Genomic DNA, 20891 nt, shown 5'->3' with positions numbered 1-20891 from the left:
CGTTTTCTCCTTTTACCGTCTTTTGCGGATAGGTACGGGCAGGCAACCGCACAACATCGCTTGTCCCACCCTCTTACCACTAGCAGAATGGTCAGACGAATCCGACTTAATATCAAATCATACCGCATAACCATCTGCTTATCCAGAACCTCTTACAAAAAAATGTCTCCCCTTGTGATTCCGCCAGCATTTCCTATAAAACGTGCAATCAAAAAACGAGCCCCCTGTTTTCCAGGAGGCCCGTCATGCGACTGGACTCTTGGCTAAAGTCCAGCCATCCTTTATGCGTTTGCTTGCATTGGCTTATCCTTTTCGCAACCAGCGGGCGATGTCTTTGGCATGGTAGGTGATAATGAGGTCAGCACCAGCACGTTTAAACGAAAGCATGGTTTCCATCACTACTTTTTCCTCATCAATCCATCCATTGAGCGCCGCGGCTTTGATCATGGAGTACTCCCCGCTCACATTGTAGACAACGACGGGCAAATCAAACCGCTCTTTCACCCGATAGATCACATCCATATAAGACATCGCTGGCTTGACCATCAGCATATCGGCCCCTTCAGCGACGTCGGATGCCGCTTCCCGCATGGCTTCACGGGCGTTGGCTGGGTCCATCTGATACGAACGGCGGTCACCAAATTCCGGAGTGGAGTGGGCTGCATCACGGAATGGACCATAGTAGTTGGAAGCGTATTTCACAGCATAAGACAGAATTGGAATATGCGCGTAACCCGCCTCATCCAAGCCTTTCCGAATCGCGTAAACAAACCCATCCATCATATTGGAAGGAGCAATCATGTCAGCGCCCGCTTCCGCTTGCGACACGGCGGTCGCCGCCAACCGGCGCAGGGAGGGATCATTGAGCACTTCCCCATTTTCCACGATACCGCAATGGCCGTGCGAAGTGTATTGGCACAAACAGGTGTCGGCAATCACATAAAAAGAAGGATGCGTTTCTTTGATCTTGCGAATCGCTCGTTGCACAATGCCATGATCGTGGTCTGCTTGGCTACCCACCTCATCTTTCTCGGCGGGCACACCAAAAACCATCAAAGATGAGATGCCCAATGCCTTGAGTTCCTCCAACTCTTCTTCAAGCCGGTCTAGCGACAAGTGGAACACGCCAGGCATTGATGGCACTTCATTTTTAATGTTCTCCCCTTCAACCACAAACATGGGGTAAATCAAATCCTCCACATGCAGATGGTGTTCGCGCACCAAGTTACGGATCACTTCGTTGGCGCGTAAACGACGATGGCGCATGAATGGTTGCATTGCGACTACTCCTCTCTGTTCCTTGAGCCTGAGTAAACTCTCAGCATTTCGGGTGCGTTACAATTGTTTCATTGTCTCCACAAGCCCGTCAATCGTGTATGTTTCAGCGGTCGCATCGACTCGCACTCCAAGTTCCCGCGCAGTTTGTGCGGTGATGGGGCCGATGCACACAACTTTCGTTGACGCCAGCAATTCCTCGGCTTCTTCTGTGACTGATCGCACTGCCTTCAAAAAATTGCGTACGGTGGAAGAACTTGTGAAAGTAATCACATGAATGGCGCCTTCTTGCAACAGTTTAACTACTTCGGATGCCTCCGTTGCATCTGCTACCGTGTCATAAGCATCGACTTCCGTCACATGGCATCCCATGCGCGCCAGTTCGGTCGGCAACACCTTGCGGGCGATATTCGCGCGCGGTAACAAGATTTCCTGCCCCGCTTTCACCAAGGGGCGCAAATGCTCAACCAACGCTTCTGCTTGATACTCCCCTGGCAAAGATTCAACCAGCAACCCTCTATCAAGCAAGGCTTCCGCTGTTTTAGCGCCTACCGCCCCGATGCGCGCCCCGGCCAATGTCCGGATATCGATGCGCAATTCGCGTAAGCGTTTGAAAAAACAGTCCACCCCGTTGACGCTGGTGAAGATAACCCAATCATATTTATCTAGTTGCTTGACGGCTTCATCGAACACATCCTGCCGTTTGGGCGAAGTGATCCGAATCACCGGGAACTCTATGGCTTCTCCGCCTAAGGCTTCGATTTTTTCAACCAGCGCGCTGTTCTGGCTACGCGCCCGGGTCACTAAGATCCGTTTGCCAAACAAGGGCTTTTTCTCAACCCACTGCAAACGTTCGCGCAATTTCACTACTTCACCGACAACAATGACAGCCGGGGAGCGTAATCCGGCCTCCTCTACCTTCTGCACGATGTCTGCAAGGGTGCCGACAATGGTGCGCTGTTCCGCCCGCGTGCCCCAGCGAACCAATGCGATCGGTGTGTCCTCGGAGCGTCCGTGCTCCAGCAAGCTACTCACGATATGCGGCAGGTTACTCACACCCATCAAAAACACCAGTGTCTCCGAAGCCAGTGTCACCTTATCCCATCGAACCGACGACTTAATTTTCTTGGGGCACTCATGTCCCGTCACCACTGTGAAAGACGTATTATAATTGCGATGTGTCACGGGTATACCCGCATAAGCAGGCACAGCAATGGCAGAAGTAATACCGGGGACCACCTCAAAAGGGATGCCCTCTTCCACACAGCATTCCGCCTCTTCGCCACCTCGGCCAAAGATGAAAGGGTCGCCTCCTTTGAGGCGGGTGACCACCTTGCCCTCCTTCGCCTTTTCCACAATCAGTTCATTGATCTTCTCTTGTTTAAGCGTATGGCGATCAGGTAGCTTTCCCACATAAATCAATTCCGCACCAGGGCGTGCGTGCTTTAACAGCTGGGGATTCGCCAGACGGTCATAGATGATCACATCGGCTTTCTTGATGGCTTCCAAGCCTTTCACTGTGATGAGACCTGGGTCTCCGGGGCCCGCACCCACCAAATACACTAAGCCGGTCATCCGACTAACCCCTCTCGCACCTCACTCAACAATTCCCCTGCGCCCTGTTCCTTGAGCTCCGCGGCTAATTCTCGACCTACGGCTTTTTCATCCGAACCCTGTTTGATTCCTTTGATCACTCTGGTTCCGTCCGGATGCGCGACCAACCCAGTCAGACACACCTCATCACCGAGCACTTCCGCATGCGCGGCCAGCGGCAAATGGCAACCTCCTTCAAATGCACGCAAGAAGGCCCGTTCCGCTTGAACCGCCCGCGCCGTCTCTACATGATGAATTTCCAACAGCAATGCCAGCAGTTCATGGTCGTCTTCGCGGCACTGGATCGCCAAAGCCCCTTGACCCACCGCCGGCAACAAGATATCCTTCGACAGGGTTTCCGTCACCTTATCCTGCCAGCCCATACGAGCCAGTCCGGCCTGCGCCAACAAGATCGCATCAAATTGCCCTTCTTCCATCTTAGCAATGCGCGTATCCAGATTGCCACGCACCGGTTTCACCTTCAAATCGGGACGGTAAGCCAATATTTGCGCTTGGCGGCGCAAACTGCTGGTGCCGACCACCGCGCCAGATGGCAATTCAGCCAAAGAAAGACCGTTCCGCGACAACAGGCTGTCACAAGGGTTTTCCCGTTCAGGAATCGCTCCGATCACCAATCCCTCAGGCATTTCTCCCGGAAGGTCTTTCATGCTGTGAACCGCAAAATCAATCCGCCCATCCAACAGCGCCTGTTCAATCTCTTTGACAAACAGTCCTTTGCCGCCCACTTTTGACAAGGTCACATGAAGAATCTTATCCCCTTTGGTCACAATCTTTTCCAATTGGACGGTCAGATCAGGACGTACCTTCTTCAGTTGTTCGACCACCCAGTTGGTCTGGGTTAAAGCGAGCAGGCTCTTTCTCGTTCCTACCGTAATCGTGCGCACGCGTCCAACCTCCATTCTAGGTTTGCGGGGACAAGGCGTGATCCAACCACTGATACATCTTGCTCCGCACTTTCTCCGGATTGGCCCGGCACTCTTCCAACCATTCTTCGCCGGCCAATTCTTTCACCAATTGGTACCGTTCTTTGGGAACCGGTACGCGTTGTTGAATGATCCCGCGCATTTCTTGAAGCAACTCCAAGTGCAATTCATACTCTTCCCCATACATCGACGCCAATTGGTCGCGTATCGTTTGGGCCAGGGAAGGGCTGGCCCCGCCGGTGGAAACGGCAATGCAGAGCTTGCCCCTCGTCACCGTCGCGGGAACGGTGAACGTGCACAGCTCTGGACGGTCGATCACATTCACCCACTGGCCGCGCGCGTCGGCTTCGTGGCGGATCTGAACGTTGACCTCCGTTTGGTCGGTCGCAGCGATAACCAAGCGGCATCCCTCATGATCTTCCCGCCGATAAAGGCGATGCCGCCACTCAATCTCACCGGTGTCCGCCCATTGCGCCAACTGAGGAGTCAGCTTCGGACTCACCACGGTGACCAAAGCTCCCGCATCGAGTAGCCCTCGCGTTTTCCTTTCGGCCACCTTGCCGCCCCCTACCACCAGACAGCGCAATCCGTTGATGTCCACCATCATGGGATAGTATTTTTTCATCTCCTGAACCCCTTATCGCCCGAATCATATCCAGTGATGAAATGAAAAACCGGAGCGTGTGATGATATAATTGCTCAATACGGCAAACAGGGACAACAGCGTCCACCAAGCCAACTTGCGGCCATGCCACTGGCGCCTCGCCCACTTCCACAAGATGAATGCGTACAGCGCCAACACCCAGAGCGAGCTCCACACCTTGGCATCTTCCCAAAACTGGGCGCCGATTGTTTGGTACGCGTAAATCGCCCCCAACGTCATAGCAGTCAACAACAGGCTGGTGCCCAATACTAACAGCCAAGCCGACATCCCTTGTAAACGGTCGAGACTGGGAAGACGCCGCAACAAATCATTCCATTTTTTTTGTTTCAACAAATAATTGTTCACCAAATAAAGACCCGCTCCAATGCTGGCCAAAGAGAAAAACGCGTTGGCCATCATTGCTAGCGTCACGTGCAAAAAAACCAATTCCGACAGTAGCAGCTTCTCCATAACGGGTGATGATGACCTCACAAAAAAAAGATGGATGGCCAGCATGATGAAACTCAAAGAGTTGGCAATAAAGAAAAGAATGGACATCCGATACACAAAATGCATGACCAAGGTAAAGCTGATCAACACCCAACTATAAATGGACAAAGCGTCAATACTGGCAGATATGGGAATCAGCGCCAATCGCTGTACGACCAACACGATGGTCTGTAAGACCCACACCCCTGATAAAAAGAGGATGGACAATTGTTCCAACCGCTTGCTAGGGCGCAACAGATCGGCAAATGAAAACGCCAAGCTGATCGCATAGACGTACACCATGAAATCGATGATCCAACGCTCTTGGAACAAAGGCGCCTCCCCCTTTAAGCGTTTCCGCTGGCAAGCGCTGCCGTGTTAGGAAGCTCGACAGAATCAGACTCTTCTTGCTCCTGCTCCGCATTTAGCTGTTTTTCAAGAGCGAACAATGCGACGAACATCTCTTGCGCCAATTCTTTTTGAGGGGACGTTGCCAACTCTTTGACCCGCACGATGGGGTCACGCATCAATTGATTGACAATGCTTTTGGTGTGCTTGCGGATGACGCGCTTCTCCTTCTCCGTCAATTCCGGAAGTTTGCGTTCGATCCGCAACACTGCCTCTTCTTGGATGGCAAGTGCCTTATCGCGTAAAGCGGTGATGAGCGGAACCACCCCAAGTGTGTCAAGCCACTCGTTGAACTGCCGCAATTCTTCTTCGATCCACAGCCGCACTTTGGCCGCCTCTTGTTCCCTAATCGCCATGTTGGCGTCAACGATTCCGTTCAAGTCATCAATGTCATACAAAAACACTTGGTCGAGCTCATGGATCGCCGGATCGATGTCCCGCGGCACCGCAATATCAATCAGGAACAAAGGGGAGCGGCGCTTCTTGAGCACAGGCTCGACCATCGCCCTAGTCAATACAGGCTCCTTGGCGCCAGTCGAGCTCACAACGATATCCGCCTTTAACAGGGCGGGGATCAGCTCGTCCCATGTCCGGGCCTCGCCTTGAAACTTGCGCGCTAATTCCTCCGCTTTGCTGAGCGTGCGGTTGACCACCAACACCCGGTTGGCGCCGATTGCATGAAAATGCTTGGCGGTGAGCTCACTCATCTTTCCAGCTCCGATCAACAGAATCGTTTTGCCGGAAAAAGAATCAAACATTTTCTTGCCCAATTCAACCGCCGCATAACTGACTGACACGGCGTTCTGTCCAATTTCGGTCTCCGAGTGGACGCGTTTTCCAAACGTGACCGCTTGTTTGAACAACGCATTAAACAGCGTTCCCGTCGTCCCCGTCTGCTGGGCGGTCAGAAACGCTTGCTTCACTTGTCCCAGAATCTGCGTCTCTCCCAACACGAGCGAATCCATTCCGCACACGACGTGGAACAGATGACGCACAGCTTCTTGATTCGCTTTCACATAAAGGTGTTCGGCAAACCCCTCTTTGGGCAACCGGAACCAGCTTTCCAAAAAGGCTTTCGCATAATACTCTCCTGTGTGCAGTTGGTCAGCGACCACATACAGTTCCATGCGGTTGCAAGTGCTGACAATGACACATTCGAGCACACTCTTCATGTCCCGCAAACTCTTTAGCGCTAGCTGAAGCCGGTCTTCCTGAAACGCCAACTGTTCTCTGATCTCCACTGGAGCTGTTTTATGGTTTAAACCAATCACTAGCGTATGCATGCTTTGTCACCCCGAACTTCAGTTTAGCCGCTTTTTGGGCTAAGCTGGCCGAAAAAATCATTCTCAATCAAATTACATTATAGCACAACCTTTTTCAATCCCAAGTTCTGGGCTGTGAACAGATTTTGAAGGGCCGGGCAGCTGGCGGCATGGCAATCGGAGAATTTGTCGGCCATTGTTCATCTTTTTGCTCCCTTGCCAACTTGTTCAACAAGTGCTTCCCTTTACAATATAAGTTGACATCATTGAGAGAGGAAACTGCTATGAGACCTTATCTACGCTACATCCTCATCCTAATCGCTTTTGTCCTCCTGTTGGCCCTCGCCGCCGCACTCGAATACTTTGGGATCATTTGGCACAATGACCTGTTTGCGTGGCCTTATCAAGTGAAAGGCTTAGATGTTTCCCATCACCAAGGTGACATTGATTGGCATATGGTCCGGGCCGAACATGATTTTCGCTTCGTTTTCATCAAAGCCACTGAAGGACAAGACTTCATCGACAAACGCTTTAAGGAGAATTGGCGGGAGGCGAAAAAACAGGGGCTGCTTGTGGGCGCTTACCATTTTTTCTCCATGCAAAGCCTGGGCGCGCGACAGGCGAACAATTTTATCCGCACCGTCCCCAAAGAGCCTGACAGCCTGCCCCCTGTGATCGATGTGGAAATCCACTTAAATCACGACCGACGGAAAGTGCATCGGGAGTTGCTGGTGCTCTCCCAGCGCTTGGAACAACACTATGGCCAAAAACCAATCCTTTATGTGACGTATGATACATACGGGCAATACATCGAGTCTAGCTTCCCGACTCATCCCATCTGGATCCGCGACATCAAAAAATTCCCTACCTTAGACCGGAACTGGCTTTTCTGGCAATACAGCAACCGCGGACGTATCCAAGGCATCGACACATATGTGGACATCAATGCCTACCATGGGGAGCTTGACGAGTTTCTACAACACTTCACCACCGCGAAGTGAAACCTCCTAGACTAGCTTGGACGGGGAAGATGTCGCTAGCAATGCTTCCGGCACCGCCTTCCCCTTCATTTAGGCCATGACAGAGTGCATCGCAACAATGCGCTTGTCACCCTCTGTTGCTAAAGCAACGCTTCCACATCCGCCCCCTTCCTTTTCCAAAATAATTAAACAGCAGAATATTGCCAATTTCTTGTCAAATTTCGCCGGAAATGTCAAAATGAAATTAATCCTATGAAAAAGAGGTGGCGTTTGATGGCAAAGAAAATCAAGCCGTTTCGCATTCGGTTGTTGATATTCTGCATCGCTTGTCTGCTCGCCGCCTGTTCCCCCTCTACCCCGTCGAATCAAATCCGACTGGTCGAGGTAACGCATTCCCTCTTTTATGCCCCACAATACGTCGCTCTGAGCAAGGGCTTTTTTAAGAGGGAAGGGCTTAACATCGTGTTGACCAACGGCAACGGCGGCGACAAAACGATGGCGACCCTCCTCTCTGGTGACGCCGATATCGCTTTGGTCGGTGCCGAAGCCGCCATTTATGTGACCGCCCGCTCCACCAACCAACCCGTTAACGCCTTTGCTCAACTTACACAAACCGATGGGACATTCCTCGTCTCGCGGACACCCATCCCCTCATTCAAATGGAGCATGTTAAAAGGAAAAAACTTGCTCGGCCAGCGGCGCGGGGGGATGCCCCAGATGGTGAGCGAACATGTACAACGCATCAATGGCTTAACTCCCCATCAGGATGTCAACATCATCCAGAACGTGGACTTCAAAAACTTGGGCAATGCGTTTCTCGCGGGAACTGGCGATTTTGCCCAGCTGTTTGAACCCACCGCCTCTAAAATCGAGCAAGCCGGCAAAGGAACCATCGTCGCTTCTTTCGGCAAAGACAGCGGACGCCTGCCATATACCTGTTATCTCGCCAAAGAGAAATGGCTTGCGCAACATCCTGATTTGGCCCGGCGTTTCACCCGCGCCATCTATCAAGCACAACAATGGGTCGCTTCCCACTCCGCTGAAGAAGTGGCCACCGCCATCCAAAGTCATTTTCCCGACACCAACAAAGACATCCTGATCCGCGTCGTAAAACGTTATCAAGAACAGCAGTCCTATGCCACTTCCCCGATCATTGAGGAACCAGAGTACAATCACCTGTTACGCATTATGAAAGAGAGCGGGGAACTGCCCAAATCCATACCTTATAGTGAGCTGGTCAATACAGAAATCGCCAGCTACGTGGTAAAGGGGGGATAAATCATGGCTTCGGACTACGCGGTACAGATTGAAGACCTCACGCACACTTACTTTACCAAGACGGAAGAGGTAACCGCCATCCGCTCGCTCTCCCTGACCGTCCACCCCGGGGAATTCGTGGTCTTGGTCGGCCCTAGCGGATGTGGCAAGAGCACCATCCTCTCTCTGATCGCAGGATTAATCATCCCCGCCAGCGGGCGCATTCAGTTGTTCGGTAACCCGGTGAACGGCCCTTCTCCCCGAATCGCCTATATGCTGCAAAAAGACGGACTGCTGGCATGGCGCACCGTCGCGCAAAACATGATCCTCGGATTGGAACTTCGCCGTCAGGCCACCGCCGCGGCTATCGCCGACACACACCGACTTCTGGATGAAATGGGCTTATCCCATGTAGCCCACCACTACCCCCACCAACTGTCAGGAGGCATGCGGCAACGCGTGGCCCTCGTTCGCACCTTGGCGGTACGCCCCGATCTTCTGCTATTAGATGAACCCTTCTCCGCACTGGATATCCAAAACAAAATCCACTTGGAGCACCTGCTGACAAATGTGTTGAAAGAGCAACAGAAAACGGCCATTTTGGTCACTCACGATCTGGAAGAAGCGATCGCCATCGGGGACCGCGTCCTCGTCATAGGCGGACGACCGGGGCAAATTAGGTACACACTCCCGATTCCGACAGACATCCGCGCGCTTCCCCCTCTTGAAGCGAGAGCCCATCCATCCTTCCGTTCGTTGTTTAGCGAGTTGTGGCGGGAGGTGAATCGCATTGAAAAGCTGGCTTGAACGCGGTGCGGCAAGTCCCCATCACGCCCTTTATCTGCGTCGGCTCCGCATCCGGCAAACATGGGTATGGGGCCTTCGCATCCTGATCTTCATCGCCTTTGTGGCAGTATGGGAAGGGGCGGCCCGCGCCGGCTGGATTGATCCGTTTCTCTTCAGTAGTCCGTCTCTCATCTGGTCGCAGGCGGTACAATTGGCAACGGCAGGCGAACTGTTTCATCACATTGGTTTGACGTCATTGGAGACCGCCGCCGGATTCATCATGGGCACTGTCGGCGGGATTAGCTTGGCCACATGCATTTGGGCGTCCCCGTTTCTGTCACGCGTGCTTGACCCTTACCTCGTCATCTTGAACAGCATGCCCAAAGTAGCCTTGGGTCCTTTGTTCATTGTGACATTGGGTGCCAATGGCGCCTCCATTCTGGCCATGGCTGTCGCCATCACGATCATCATCACTACATTGGTCATCTACACCCGCTTCCAGAGCGTGGATGAAAGCTATCTGCACCTAGCCCGCTCGTTTGGCGCCACCCGCAGCCAAATCTTCCGCAAAATCATCTTCCCCGCCTGCATCCCCGACATGATTGCCGCTTTAAAAGTAAATGTGGGATTAGCCTGGGTGGGAGTAATCGTCGGCGAATTCCTAGTGTCCAAAGCTGGACTTGGTTATTTGATCATTTATGGATTCCAAGTGTTCAACCTCAATCTGGTCATGTTGAGCTTGGTGGTGGTGGCCATCATCGCCACTGTGATGTACCAATTGATCGCTTGGTTGGAAGCACGGTTATTGCGCCACCGTCAGCGCGGTTGACGCAGTAGTCGCCGACAACGAAACCATCGGATAAAACGGGGGGACGTCTGATACCAACGCCACCCCGTTTTTCATTTTTCTGTCCTGACTCGTCGCTGAATTGTGATAAGATGGAAAAGGAAAAATCTACTGATCTTCAAGGAGAGACGCTTTTCATGCAATCAAAGCTGATCGGATTTATCTTGATCCTTGGCGGAGCCTTGTTGTTGGTAACCAAATTTGAACTAGCTCCGCTCCAATCATTTATCACCTGGCCCTTTATCATGTTTTTAATCGGAGCGATCCTGCTATTTGTCGCTTTTCTAAAACGAATCGGCTCCTTGGCCTTATGGGCTGGGTTAATTACCTTTCTCGGATTATCGGTCTGGGGCATAAAATATGTAGAAGGCTGGCCCAACCACTGGAGCATCCTGCTCGTCTTCGTCGGTTTGTCCGTCTTGTTACAGTATCTCCTCACCAAACACAACATGAGCGGGATCGTGGGCGGTATCTTGGTCTTGACGGGTGTGGTCGCTTATCCGGGTGTTACGGAACTGCCGATTGTTTCCCCTGTCACCACCGTTTTGCACAACTATTGGCCGGTTTTTATTGTCGTTTTGGGATTGATCTTCTTGTCCAAAAAATAATGCGAGGAGTCAAGCCAATGAGCAAAGCATCGGAAGGGATTCGTCATATGCGGACAGCCGGCCGGATTTTGGCTGCCTGCCACCGGGAAATTCGCAAACGTATCCGCCCAGGCGTTTCCACTTGGGACATCGACCAATGGGTAGAATCCTATTTAAAGCGGCACGGGGCCACCCCAGAGCAAAAAGGGTACATGGGCTATCCTTACGCCACTTGCGCTTCAATCAACGATGAAGTCTGCCACGGATTTCCCCGCAAAACCCCTCTCTCGGAAGGCGACATCGTAACCATCGACATGGTGGTGAACTATAACGGCTGGTTGGCCGATTCGGCTTGGACTTACCCCGTCGGCGTGATCAGCGAGGCTGCGCAACGGTTGCTAGAAGTCACCAAAGAATCGCTATACCGCGGAATCGCCCAAGCACAAGTGGGAAACCGCGTCGGTGACATCTCCCACGCAATTCAAACTTTTGCCGAATCTAAAGGGTATGGCGTCGTTCGCCCGTTTATCGGCCATGGGATCGGGCAGCGCATCCATGAAGAGCCGGAAGTGCCCCACTACGGGCCGCCCAACCAAGGCCCGTTGCTAAAAGAAGGCATGGTGATCACAATTGAACCGATGCTGACGTTGGGCAACCATCACGTCACCATTGCAGCAGATGGCTGGACAGCTAAAACAGTGGACGGCAGTCTCGCGGCCCAATATGAACACACCATCGCCATCACCAAAGACGGCCCGGAGATCCTAACTGATCAAGGCGAAGCGGGCGCCTGACAGAACAGCGCCCGCTTCACACGTATGGATATTCCTCTCGCTCCCGCTGGTAACCCCGCTCCAGCCCCCGCGACACCAAATATAACGAAAACAGCAACAACAGAAACAATCCAACCGGGATCAGGATAATTTCCGGGTAGGAAATGACAAAGCTTTTGTTCTGCGTCAACAGCCCCGCCCACTCAAATGAACGAGTGATCGCCTGTTCCCGTTCAAACACATTTTCTATGCGGGTCATACCGCCGACAAACACCCCCAACACCCCCAGTTGCCCCAACAAATTTAACACCAGGATGCATTCCTGAAACATAAATAAGGCGCACGCATCTTTCAACCACGGCCACAATTGCTTACGCGCTATCCACCATTTGCTACCACCCATGAGTTTCGAGGCCTCCACAAACGATTGCCCCTTCCATTCAGTCACATATGCTTCAAAAATATGTACCACCTGCGGGATACCGATCAACACCAACACCGCGAGTTGAACCAAGGCGATGATCAGCACCTCCACGCTCCCCATTTGGTTGATGCCAAACAATAGAAAAAAAGCGATGAAAAACGCAGGGAATAGCCGGGTTACCCGCATCAGCGTACCATCCAGACGGCGCTTCCCTGCCTGCGGAGACAATCCTTTTAGTACGCCGATCATCCCGCCAAACAAGATGCGAAGCCCAGCTACCAACAAAACCGTCAGCAATGTGTAACGCAGCCCCAACAGAACCAACGTCAGCATATCGCGACCAAACGCATCCGTTCCCAACCAATGCCTCTCTGAAGGAAGTTCTGGCGGTCCGATGATTTCCCCAGCCCTGACCGGGAGCAAAAACATTTGATGGGGAGAGTAAGGAATCACCCACGGCCCGATCAGAGCCACCAGCGACAATAATAAAAGCAATCCCATTCCTGTATAAAAAGCGACTGGACGGCGTAATTTCCGTTTAATCATGAGCTACCCTCCTAACAATCAGCGAAAATGCCAGTTGCATCAAACCGTAAAGGCACATAAACAAGATGACCAACAGGAACAGCGAATTGACCAACACTGGATAGGTAAGTAGTGACGTTCTCTCAAACTTATGCAGGATAAACCAGCCCGCGCCATTGACGTTCATCCACTGCTCCACAACAATCATACTTCCGATCATAGCGGACACCAATTGGGGCAAGTGCGCCCTTACCTGTGGCAACACATTGCGCAAGACATGCCTGTTGAGAATGGCCGAGCGTGGGATGCCTTTTGCTTTGGCTAACAATACATACTCTTTGCTCAATTCAGCATGGGTGAGATGGGAAACCAACCGCACAACGTAGACAAAAGGCAAGATAAATAACACTAATATCGGCAACAACACCGCCTCTTCTTGCTCGATGGTCATCACATTGGCGAATAGCACCCCTGTTCGCTTATACACCCAGATGACCAACAATTGCAATGTCATTGCCATCATGAGATCGGGAACAACATTGCAAAACCCCACCACTTCCTTCAACCAACCTGTGGAACTGGCAAACCTCACTCCCACCCAGATCCCAAGGAACAAGGCGATCAACCCGGCTCCGCCCACATAAGCGCAAGAATACCAAAATAGCGGCCAAACCGCCTGCAAGAAATTTTCATGCACGAGTTCCAAGTTATGCAACCGGTTATACATGAAACTTTCGCCACTATAAATGCCAGCGAAATAGTCAGCTACCGAGCGAATTGCTTGACTGACCGAATGAATATTGCAACACAACACAAAAAACCCCCTTTCCAAATGGAAAAGGGGCCTCTTTTTGTTATTCAGCGGCAAAGTCGGTGCGAAGCTGGCTTTTTTCTTCATATCGTTCCAGGGCCAGCTGGATCAATTTGTCTACCAGTTCCGCGTAGGTCAAGCCGGAATGCTCCCACAATTTTGCATACATGCTGAATTGGGTGAACCCAGGCATCGTGTTGATTTCGTTCAACAAGATCTCACCCGTGTCTTTGCGGATGAAGAAATCCACCCGCGCCAGTCCGCTACCGTCAATGGCCTTAAACGCACGAATCGCCATTTCACGCAGTTGCTCGGCGGTGTCTTGAGGCAGTTCGGCGGGAATGCGCATGACCGATTTGCCATCGATATATTTTGCTTTGTAATCATAAAACTCATTGGATGAGACAATTTCTCCCGGCACAGAAGCTTCCGGTTCGTCATTGCCTAATACCGCAACTTCCACTTCATGAGCCGGCACAAATTCTTCGACCACGATTTTCCGGTCATACGCCGACGCCAAAGCAAGCGCCTCAATCAGTTCCTCACGGTTTTTCGCTTTGGAAATCCCCACACTGGAACCGAGATTGGCCGGTTTGACAAAACAAGGGTAACCCAATTCCGTTTCAATGCGCGCAAGCACCGCTTCTTGATTGCGCACCAAGTCAGCCTTCAAAAAGGAGACATAGTTGGCTTGTGGCAATCCGGCTTCGGCAAACACCTTTTTGGAAACGGCTTTATCCATACCAACGCTGGAAGCCAGTACACCGGCGCCTACGTAAGGGATGTTGGCAATCTCCAGAAATCCTTGAATCGTTCCGTCTTCTCCGTAAGTGCCATGCAACACCGGAAAAACGACATCGATCTCTTCTCGATGAAACGCAGGCAATGCATGCGTCCCAGTCGTAACAGCAGGCATCATCTGTTGCAAGCGGTTGATCTCCGCCTGTTCCGTCTTCCCCTCCAACATCGGCAATGCAGCTTGCCCCAAGAGGAACGATCCTTCTTGAGTGATGCCGATAGGAATGATATCGTATTTATCGTGATCCATCGCTTTCATCACTGAAGAAGCCGAAGCCAAAGAGACCTCATGCTCTCCCGATTTTCCCCCAAACAGTACGGCCACCCGTAATTTCTTGCTCATCTTCCCCACCCCTTCATCTGTTATGACTCATGTTTATGTGGTTAGCTCTGCATTCTGCTCTTCCATTCGTTGGGTGATTTCCCGCCACACTTCATCGCGCCCTTGTCCCGTTTCGGAAGAAAAGCAGATGAGTGGGTCTCCTTTTTGAAGCTCAAGCCCTTCTCTGATTACTTTCAAATGTTTCTGCCATTGCCCTTTTGAAATCTTATCTGCTTTGGTTGCCACGACAATGGTGGGAATGCCGAAATGCTTCAAGTATTGATACATGTTGTAATCATCATTGCTTGGTGGGTGGCGCAAGTCGACCACCTGAATCACCGCCTTGAGCTCATCGCGCTTACTCAGGTACGTTTCCATCATTTTTCCCCAAGCATTGCGCACGCTTTTAGGCACTTTGGCGAAGCCATAGCCCGGCACATCAGCAAAATATAGGGCATCATTGATCTTATAGAAGTTGATCGTCTGTGTTTTGCCGGGCTTGGAGCTCGTGCGGGCCAAGTTTTTGCGCCGAATCAGGCAATTGATCAACGAAGATTTGCCCACATTGGAACGCCCAGCCAGCGCGAATTCTGGCAGGGCGTCGTCTGGATACTGCGCCGGCTTCACAGCGCTTATCACAAATTCAGTTGTTTTCACGATCATAAGGATCCCTCACTAACGCCAACTTCAACACCTCATCCATTTGGCTGACCGCGGTGAAAACCAAATCTTTACGAACGCTTTTTGGAATTTCCTCCAGGTCTTTTTCATTGTCTTTTGGAATGATCACATGTTGAATGCCAGCTCGATGAGCGCTGAGCGCTTTCTCTTTCAATCCACCAATCGGTAGCACCCGCCCGCGCAAAGTGATCTCCCCAGTCATCGCCACAAAGCGGGATACCGGAATGTTGGTCAAGGCCGACACCAATGCGGTAGCCATGGTAATCCCGGCGGATGGCCCATCTTTGGGAATCGCTCCTTCCGGCACATGAACATGAACATCCATTTTCTCATGGAAATCGGGGTCGATGTTGAGCGCTTCCGCCCGGGAACGAATGAAACTGAACGCCGCTTGCGCCGATTCTTTCATCACGTCCCCTAGTTGTCCGGTCAAGGTCAATTTTCCTTTACCCGGTAAGAGCGAGACTTCAACCGATAACGTGTCGCCGCCAGTCTCCGTCCAAGCGAGACCGGTGGCCATGCCGACTTGATCTGTCTCTTCTGCCCGACCGTACCGGAATTTCTCTGGGCCGAGGTATTCTTCCAAATTCTTGGCCGTGATAACAACTTTGTTCTTCTTACCTGACACAATCTGCTTGGCAGCTTTGCGGCATAATGTGCCAATCGTGCGTTCCAGGTTGCGTACGCCCGCTTCCCTGGTATAATGACGAATCAGCTTCAATGTAGCCGCACCCTGAATCTGCAATTGCTCTTTTGTCAGCCCATGTTCTTTCAGCTGCTTGGGAATCAGGTACGATTTGGAAATTTGCTCCTTTTCCAGCTCAGTGTACCCGGAGATGTAAATCACTTCCATCCGATCCAAAAGCGGGCGTGGAATGTTGTGCACAGCGTTGGCCGTGGTTACGAACATCACTTTGGAAAGGTCAAAAGGAATTTCTATGTAATGATCGCTGAATGTGTTGTTTTGGTTCGGATCTAAGACCTCCAACAACGCTGCTGATGGATCACCACGAAAATCCATTGACATTTTATCAATTTCATCCAGCAAGAAGACTGGGTTCGCGCTACCAGCTTGCTTCATCCCCTGAATGATCCGCCCGGGCATCGCACCCACATAAGTGCGCCGGTGGCCGCGAATTTCCGCTTCATCGCGCACGCCGCCTAGGGAAATTCTGACAAAATGACGATTTAACGCCCGTGCGATGGAACGCGCCAATGACGTTTTCCCCACTCCGGGAGGACCCGCCAAACAGAGGATCGGCCCTTTCAACTGTTTCACCATCTGCTGCACAGCCAAGTATTCCAAGACCCGTTCCTTTACCTTTTCAAGTCCATAATGGTCTTCATCCAAGATGGTTTCCGCTTTGGCCAAGTCCAGATCGTCCACAGTCACCCGCTGCCACGGCAGGTCAAGCAACCACTCGATATACGTGCGCACCACGCCGCCTTCAGCGGATGTGGTCGGGATTTTCTCCAAACGATCGATCTCTTTTTCGATCTTCTCTTTGACGTCCTCCGAAGCTTCTAATTCAGCCAGCTTCTCTCGCAACTCTTCCGCTTCGGCAAGGCGTCCTTCTTTTTCTCCCAACTCTTTTTGAATGGCTTTCATCTGTTCGCGCAGATAATATTCTTTTTGCGTTTTTTCCATTTGTTTTTTCACGCGCGAACTGATTTTCTTCTCAAGCTCCAGCACTTCTTTCTCGTTGTGGATGATGGCGAGCAATTTTTCCAAACGCGCTTTGACATCAATCGTTTCGAGAATGGACTGTTTGTCGGAAATCTTGAGGGGCAGATGAGAAGTGATCACATCGGCAAGGCGTCCCGGTTCTTCAATGTCAGACACAACGGAATAGGTTTCAGGAGATACTTTTTTGGACAGGCGCAAGTATTGTTCAAAATGGTCTAATACGGAGCGCATCAGGGCTTCCGTGTCCATATCTCCCTCATCTATGCCAGCCAACTCTTCATAAGTGACGATATAACATTCTTCTAAATCTACATATTCCTTGATACGGGCTCTTTTTAACCCTTCCACCAGAACCCGAATGGTGCCGTTGGGTAATTTGAGCATCTGTCTCACTTTGGCAACCGTGCCGATCTCATAAATGTCTTCGGCTAAAGGTTCTTCTATTTGAATTTCCTTTTGTGTCGCAAGTAAAATATGATGTTCATCATCAACCATTGCCTTTTCCAAAGCTTGAACAGAGCGTTCCCGTCCCACGTCTAAATGCAAAACCATTGTCGGAAAGACAATCAACCCTCTTAAAGGGAGCAAAGGCAATGTGCGTTCCTCTTCTTTTACAGCCATACATGCACCTCCGTTGCTGACACTCAAGGAACTGAATAACTTTGTACGATTTTATCTTATTCGATTTGTTTTGTCTATGACATAACCAAGTCGGATTCCCACTGCGGGAGGCCGACTTGGCACGTTTGTCCAGGTCAATTCCGCTCTTACATCACACTGGCGCCGAGGTGGGGGCAAACACGGACGGCACAGTCGCGTCCTCGGTCTGCTTTTCCTCCTCTACAAGTGCCAGATCCAACACCGCTTCAATCCGTTCTACGGGAATCACTTCAATCCCTTCCATGTGCTCGAAAATGGATTGCATATTCTCACGCGGTATCAGCACTCTGGTCGCACCTGCTTGTTTGGCCGCATCTACTTTGGCTATGATCCCCCCCACTGGCTTCACATAGCCGTGTATGCTCAATTCACCCGTCATCGCCAAGCGATGATCTACGGGTTTCCCTTTGATTGCCGAATAGATAGCCGTGGCGATCGCCACCCCGGCCGAAGGGCCATCAAGCGGCATGCCGCCTGGGAAGTTGATATGCAAATGATAATCGTCGGGATACAGGTCCGTGCTTTGCCTCAAGACAGTGATCACATTTTCAACGGAACCCCGAGCCATGCTTTTGCGACGGATGGTACGCTCGCGTCCGGCCATCTCTTCTTCTTCGACCACTCCCGTGATCTGGATGCACCCTTTGCCTGATTCTGCGGGTGTAGCTGTCACTTCGACCTCGATCACGGTGCCCAGATGAGGGCCGTACACCGCCAATCCCGTCACCAATCCCACTTGCGGGGCGACAGGCATTTTCTGCTCTGGCCGCGGATTGAGCTGACTACTATGGACAACCCATTCCACATCTCTCGCCTCAACCACTCGGCGATTTTCCGACAAGACAAGCCCGACAGCGGTTTGGACGATGTTTACCGCGTCACGCCCGTTCGTCGCATAACGGGTGATCACTTGAACCGCTTCCGGCTCGTAGTCAAAATTGATGCGTTGCAACGCTTGTTCGGCCACTTGTTCGATCTCATGTGCTAACAAGGGACGGAAAAAGATCTCCATGCACCGGGAGCGAATGGCCGGTGGGATTTCGGCAGGCGTACGAGTGGTGGCGCCGATCAGTCGAAAATCAGCGGGTAGCCCATTTTGAAAAATATCATGGATGTGACTGGGGGTGTTGCTATCTTCAGAGCTATAGTAAGCGCTCTCGAAGAAAACTTTGCGGTCTTCCAACACTTTCAGGAGCTTATTCATCTGCACCGGGTGCAATTCACCGATCTCATCGATGAACAAAACTCCCCCATGCGCTTTTGTCACCGCTCCGGGTTTGGGCTGGGGCACGCCGGCGACTCCCATCGCCCCCGCCCCTTGGTAGATCGGGTCATGCACAGAACCGATCAGCGGGTCTGCGATACCCCGTTCATCAAACCGCGCCGTCGTCGCATCAATCTCCACGAATTTGGCATCGCGGGTGAAGGGCGAAGCGCTATTTTTAATGGCTTCTTTCAAAATAATGCGCGCCGCGGCCGTTTTGCCCACCCCTGGCGGACCATAGATGATCACATGTTGGGGATTGGGGCCGCACATGGCCGCCTTCAACGCGCGTATCCCTTCTTCTTGCCCGATAATTTCGCTCAATTCCGAGGGCCGGGTCTTTTCCGCCAATGGTTCCGTAAGGGAAATCTTGCGCATGGATTGCAATTTCTCCAATTCCCTCTTGGCTTCGCGATCCACGGCGCTACGGTTTGTCTGTTGGCTTTTAAGCAAGTTCCAAAAGTATAACCCGATGACGATGGAGAAGAACACTTGTAAAAACATGAGTAAAGCAGTCCAACTCATTTGACGCCCATTCCTTTCTGCTTCGCGGAACTCACCGTTTCTTTGTTTTGTATTATGACCGCCAACATGAAGGGCTACTCATGTTTTTATTTCCTTCCCCGCCGTCCTAACGCCGTTTCATATACATGTCAAACGCCCAGTGCAACATCGGTATCACCGGGTAATCCCATTCGCCGACCATTTCGCACGCTTCGCCCCCAAAACCCATTTTGAAATGCAACAATTCAAAATTGGGGTGGTGCTCGTCCAACGTGGTGCTGATCCCACGGAAATCAAAGATGCGATCTCCCTGCTGATAGGCGTCTTGGATCATTTTCCAACGCAACAGATACGGAGAAGGCTCTTCCATTGTTTCGCTCAACCGGGCGTTATATAAATCCCAGGTGTGGCCGTCGACGCGCACAGCAAGCGATGTGCTCAACAGCTTGTCCCCCTTGCGGGCCAAATAAAGGCGAACGCGATAAGGGTCTTCCAATATCAACGTTTCAAACATTTTTTCAAAATAAGACACATCACGAACTTGCGATTTTTCGCGTTTTGCCGCTAAAGCCAGTAGCCGGTGAAATTCCGGCAAATCCCGCTCCGTGCCCAATTGGACGCGAATCCCGTCCCGCTCCGCATTCTGGATGCGGTTTTGCCAGTAAGGATGGAACCCTTTATACACTTTTTCCAGTGTTTTGTTTTTCATGTTGAGCCGATACACGAACTGCGGTTGCACCGTTTCAAAACTATCTTCCACCACATGTTTCCGCCATCCCATGTCAGCCAGTTCCTGCTGAACGTATTCTACCGCGTTGAACACCTGATCCGGCCGGATATCCGTCAACCGTCTCCCACGCAAACCATGTGATTTGAATTCTTGGATGGATTGGTTGATCGTATCGCAAGACCATTTCCGGCGCACCAGCGGAGGGTCCATTTTGACGCTGAATACTTGCCGTTGTTTCAAATGATTGAATAAGGGAGCGAACCATTCTTTCATGTTGCGGTCGGAAAACCAGTCGATAATCGGACCGCGGGGTATGTATGCCAAAAATTTATTCATGCCTGGCACTTTGCGGTACAGCACAACCGCGCCGCCAACCATCTTGCCATCTTTGTTTACCCAGCCTAAGAAATCACTATTCCATTGCCACTCCCGCTTGAGATCAGCCCATGAAGGGTATTGCAAAAAATTGCGATAAGGTTGGGTTTTGACAAAATTGATATAGCGTTCACGATCAATTGCAACAATTTTCAACATATCCCTTTCACCTCTTTCTTTATCGAAAAAGCAGCCCTACCCTACAAGCAGTAGAACCGCTCCATTGTCGAATGGAAACTCCTACATTTTAACATATCACGACTAAA

At 51.4% G+C, this 20891-nt stretch carries 19 protein-coding genes; 6 read left to right on the top strand and 13 right to left on the bottom strand.

Annotation, left to right across the window (positions count from 1 at the left end):
* Positions 1-303 precede the first annotated feature (303 nt).
* Genes hemB through hemA form a run of 6 tightly spaced genes read right to left on the bottom strand, consistent with a single transcriptional unit; the run spans position 304 to position 6635 of the window.
* A complete protein-coding gene (gene hemB, locus QQZ12_RS03560; protein WP_106341934.1) occupies positions 304-1278 on the bottom strand; it encodes a porphobilinogen synthase in 975 nt (324 codons plus the stop codon).
* Positions 1279-1335: 57 nt separating this feature from the next.
* Positions 1336-2850, bottom strand: coding sequence for a uroporphyrinogen-III C-methyltransferase (gene cobA / locus QQZ12_RS03555; RefSeq protein WP_102992030.1), 1515 nt, complete (start codon positions 2848-2850; stop codon positions 1336-1338).
* The gene (gene hemC, locus QQZ12_RS03550) at positions 2847-3773 is read right to left on the bottom strand and encodes a hydroxymethylbilane synthase (protein WP_102992029.1); all 927 of its coding nucleotides are present in this window, start codon (positions 3771-3773) and stop codon (positions 2847-2849) included. Before hemC ends, cobA begins: the two co-directional genes overlap by 4 nt.
* Before the next feature lie 16 nt (positions 3774-3789).
* Positions 3790-4437: a precorrin-2 dehydrogenase/sirohydrochlorin ferrochelatase family protein gene (locus QQZ12_RS03545; protein ID WP_102992028.1), complete on the bottom strand. Its 648-nt coding sequence runs from the start codon at positions 4435-4437 to the stop codon at positions 3790-3792.
* A gap of 24 nt (positions 4438-4461) precedes the next feature.
* Entirely contained in the window at positions 4462-5277 is an 816-nt protein-coding gene (locus tag QQZ12_RS03540) for a cytochrome C assembly family protein (RefSeq protein ID WP_102992027.1), read from the bottom strand.
* A gap of 14 nt (positions 5278-5291) precedes the next feature.
* Entirely contained in the window at positions 5292-6635 is a 1344-nt protein-coding gene (gene hemA, locus QQZ12_RS03535; protein WP_102992026.1) for a glutamyl-tRNA reductase, read from the bottom strand.
* Between the two features lie 263 nt (positions 6636-6898).
* Here hemA and QQZ12_RS03530 point away from each other — a divergent pair, with 263 nt between their 5' ends.
* From QQZ12_RS03530 to map, 6 genes are all read left to right on the top strand, one after another.
* Complete coding sequence (locus tag QQZ12_RS03530; RefSeq protein ID WP_102992025.1) at positions 6899-7615, top strand: glycoside hydrolase family 25 protein; 717 nt, start codon at positions 6899-6901, stop codon at positions 7613-7615.
* Positions 7616-7867: 252 nt separating this feature from the next.
* On the top strand, positions 7868-8872 hold the full coding sequence (locus QQZ12_RS03525) for an ABC transporter substrate-binding protein (protein ID WP_102992024.1): 1005 nt from the start codon (positions 7868-7870) through the stop codon (positions 8870-8872).
* Positions 8873-8875: 3 nt separating this feature from the next.
* The gene (locus QQZ12_RS03520) at positions 8876-9658 is read left to right on the top strand and encodes an ABC transporter ATP-binding protein (RefSeq protein WP_102992023.1); all 783 of its coding nucleotides are present in this window, start codon (positions 8876-8878) and stop codon (positions 9656-9658) included.
* On the top strand, positions 9642-10466 hold the full coding sequence (locus tag QQZ12_RS03515; RefSeq protein WP_102992022.1) for an ABC transporter permease: 825 nt from the start codon (positions 9642-9644) through the stop codon (positions 10464-10466). The genes QQZ12_RS03520 and QQZ12_RS03515 overlap by 17 nt, the downstream gene beginning before the upstream one ends.
* A gap of 155 nt (positions 10467-10621) precedes the next feature.
* On the top strand, positions 10622-11092 hold the full coding sequence (locus QQZ12_RS03510; RefSeq protein ID WP_102992021.1) for a hypothetical protein: 471 nt from the start codon (positions 10622-10624) through the stop codon (positions 11090-11092).
* Positions 11093-11109: 17 nt separating this feature from the next.
* A complete protein-coding gene (map, locus tag QQZ12_RS03505) occupies positions 11110-11865 on the top strand; it encodes a type I methionyl aminopeptidase (RefSeq protein ID WP_102992020.1) in 756 nt (251 codons plus the stop codon).
* Between the two features lie 16 nt (positions 11866-11881).
* Here map and QQZ12_RS03500 read toward each other — a convergent pair whose 3' ends face one another.
* From QQZ12_RS03500 to QQZ12_RS03470, 7 genes are all read right to left on the bottom strand, one after another.
* Positions 11882-12814: an ABC transporter permease subunit gene (locus QQZ12_RS03500; RefSeq protein ID WP_284723986.1), complete on the bottom strand. Its 933-nt coding sequence runs from the start codon at positions 12812-12814 to the stop codon at positions 11882-11884.
* Complete coding sequence (locus QQZ12_RS03495) at positions 12807-13607, bottom strand: ABC transporter permease subunit (RefSeq protein WP_284723985.1); 801 nt, start codon at positions 13605-13607, stop codon at positions 12807-12809. The genes QQZ12_RS03500 and QQZ12_RS03495 overlap by 8 nt, the downstream gene beginning before the upstream one ends.
* 40 nt (positions 13608-13647) lie before the next feature.
* A complete protein-coding gene (locus QQZ12_RS03490; protein ID WP_284723984.1) occupies positions 13648-14745 on the bottom strand; it encodes a D-alanine--D-alanine ligase in 1098 nt (365 codons plus the stop codon).
* Positions 14746-14778: 33 nt separating this feature from the next.
* Positions 14779-15387 (bottom strand): ribosome biogenesis GTP-binding protein YihA/YsxC, encoded by a 609-nt coding sequence (yihA, locus tag QQZ12_RS03485; RefSeq protein ID WP_102992017.1) that lies wholly within the window; start codon positions 15385-15387, stop codon positions 14779-14781.
* Positions 15368-17713 carry an endopeptidase La gene (lon, locus tag QQZ12_RS03480; RefSeq protein ID WP_102992016.1) on the bottom strand — a complete coding sequence of 782 codons (2346 nt, stop codon included), beginning with the start codon at positions 17711-17713 and terminating at the stop codon, positions 15368-15370. Before lon ends, yihA begins: the two co-directional genes overlap by 20 nt.
* 151 nt (positions 17714-17864) lie before the next feature.
* On the bottom strand, positions 17865-19541 hold the full coding sequence (gene lonB / locus QQZ12_RS03475; protein WP_284723983.1) for an ATP-dependent protease LonB: 1677 nt from the start codon (positions 19539-19541) through the stop codon (positions 17865-17867).
* Between the two features lie 106 nt (positions 19542-19647).
* Positions 19648-20784 carry a lipid II:glycine glycyltransferase FemX gene (locus QQZ12_RS03470; protein ID WP_022736012.1) on the bottom strand — a complete coding sequence of 379 codons (1137 nt, stop codon included), beginning with the start codon at positions 20782-20784 and terminating at the stop codon, positions 19648-19650.
* Between the last annotated feature and the right edge of the window lie 107 nt (positions 20785-20891).

This window comes from Laceyella tengchongensis, from assembly GCF_900182735.1.
Taxonomy (GTDB): domain Bacteria; phylum Bacillota; class Bacilli; order Thermoactinomycetales; family Thermoactinomycetaceae; genus Laceyella; species Laceyella tengchongensis.
This window is presented reverse-complemented; position numbering and strand designations above follow the sequence as displayed.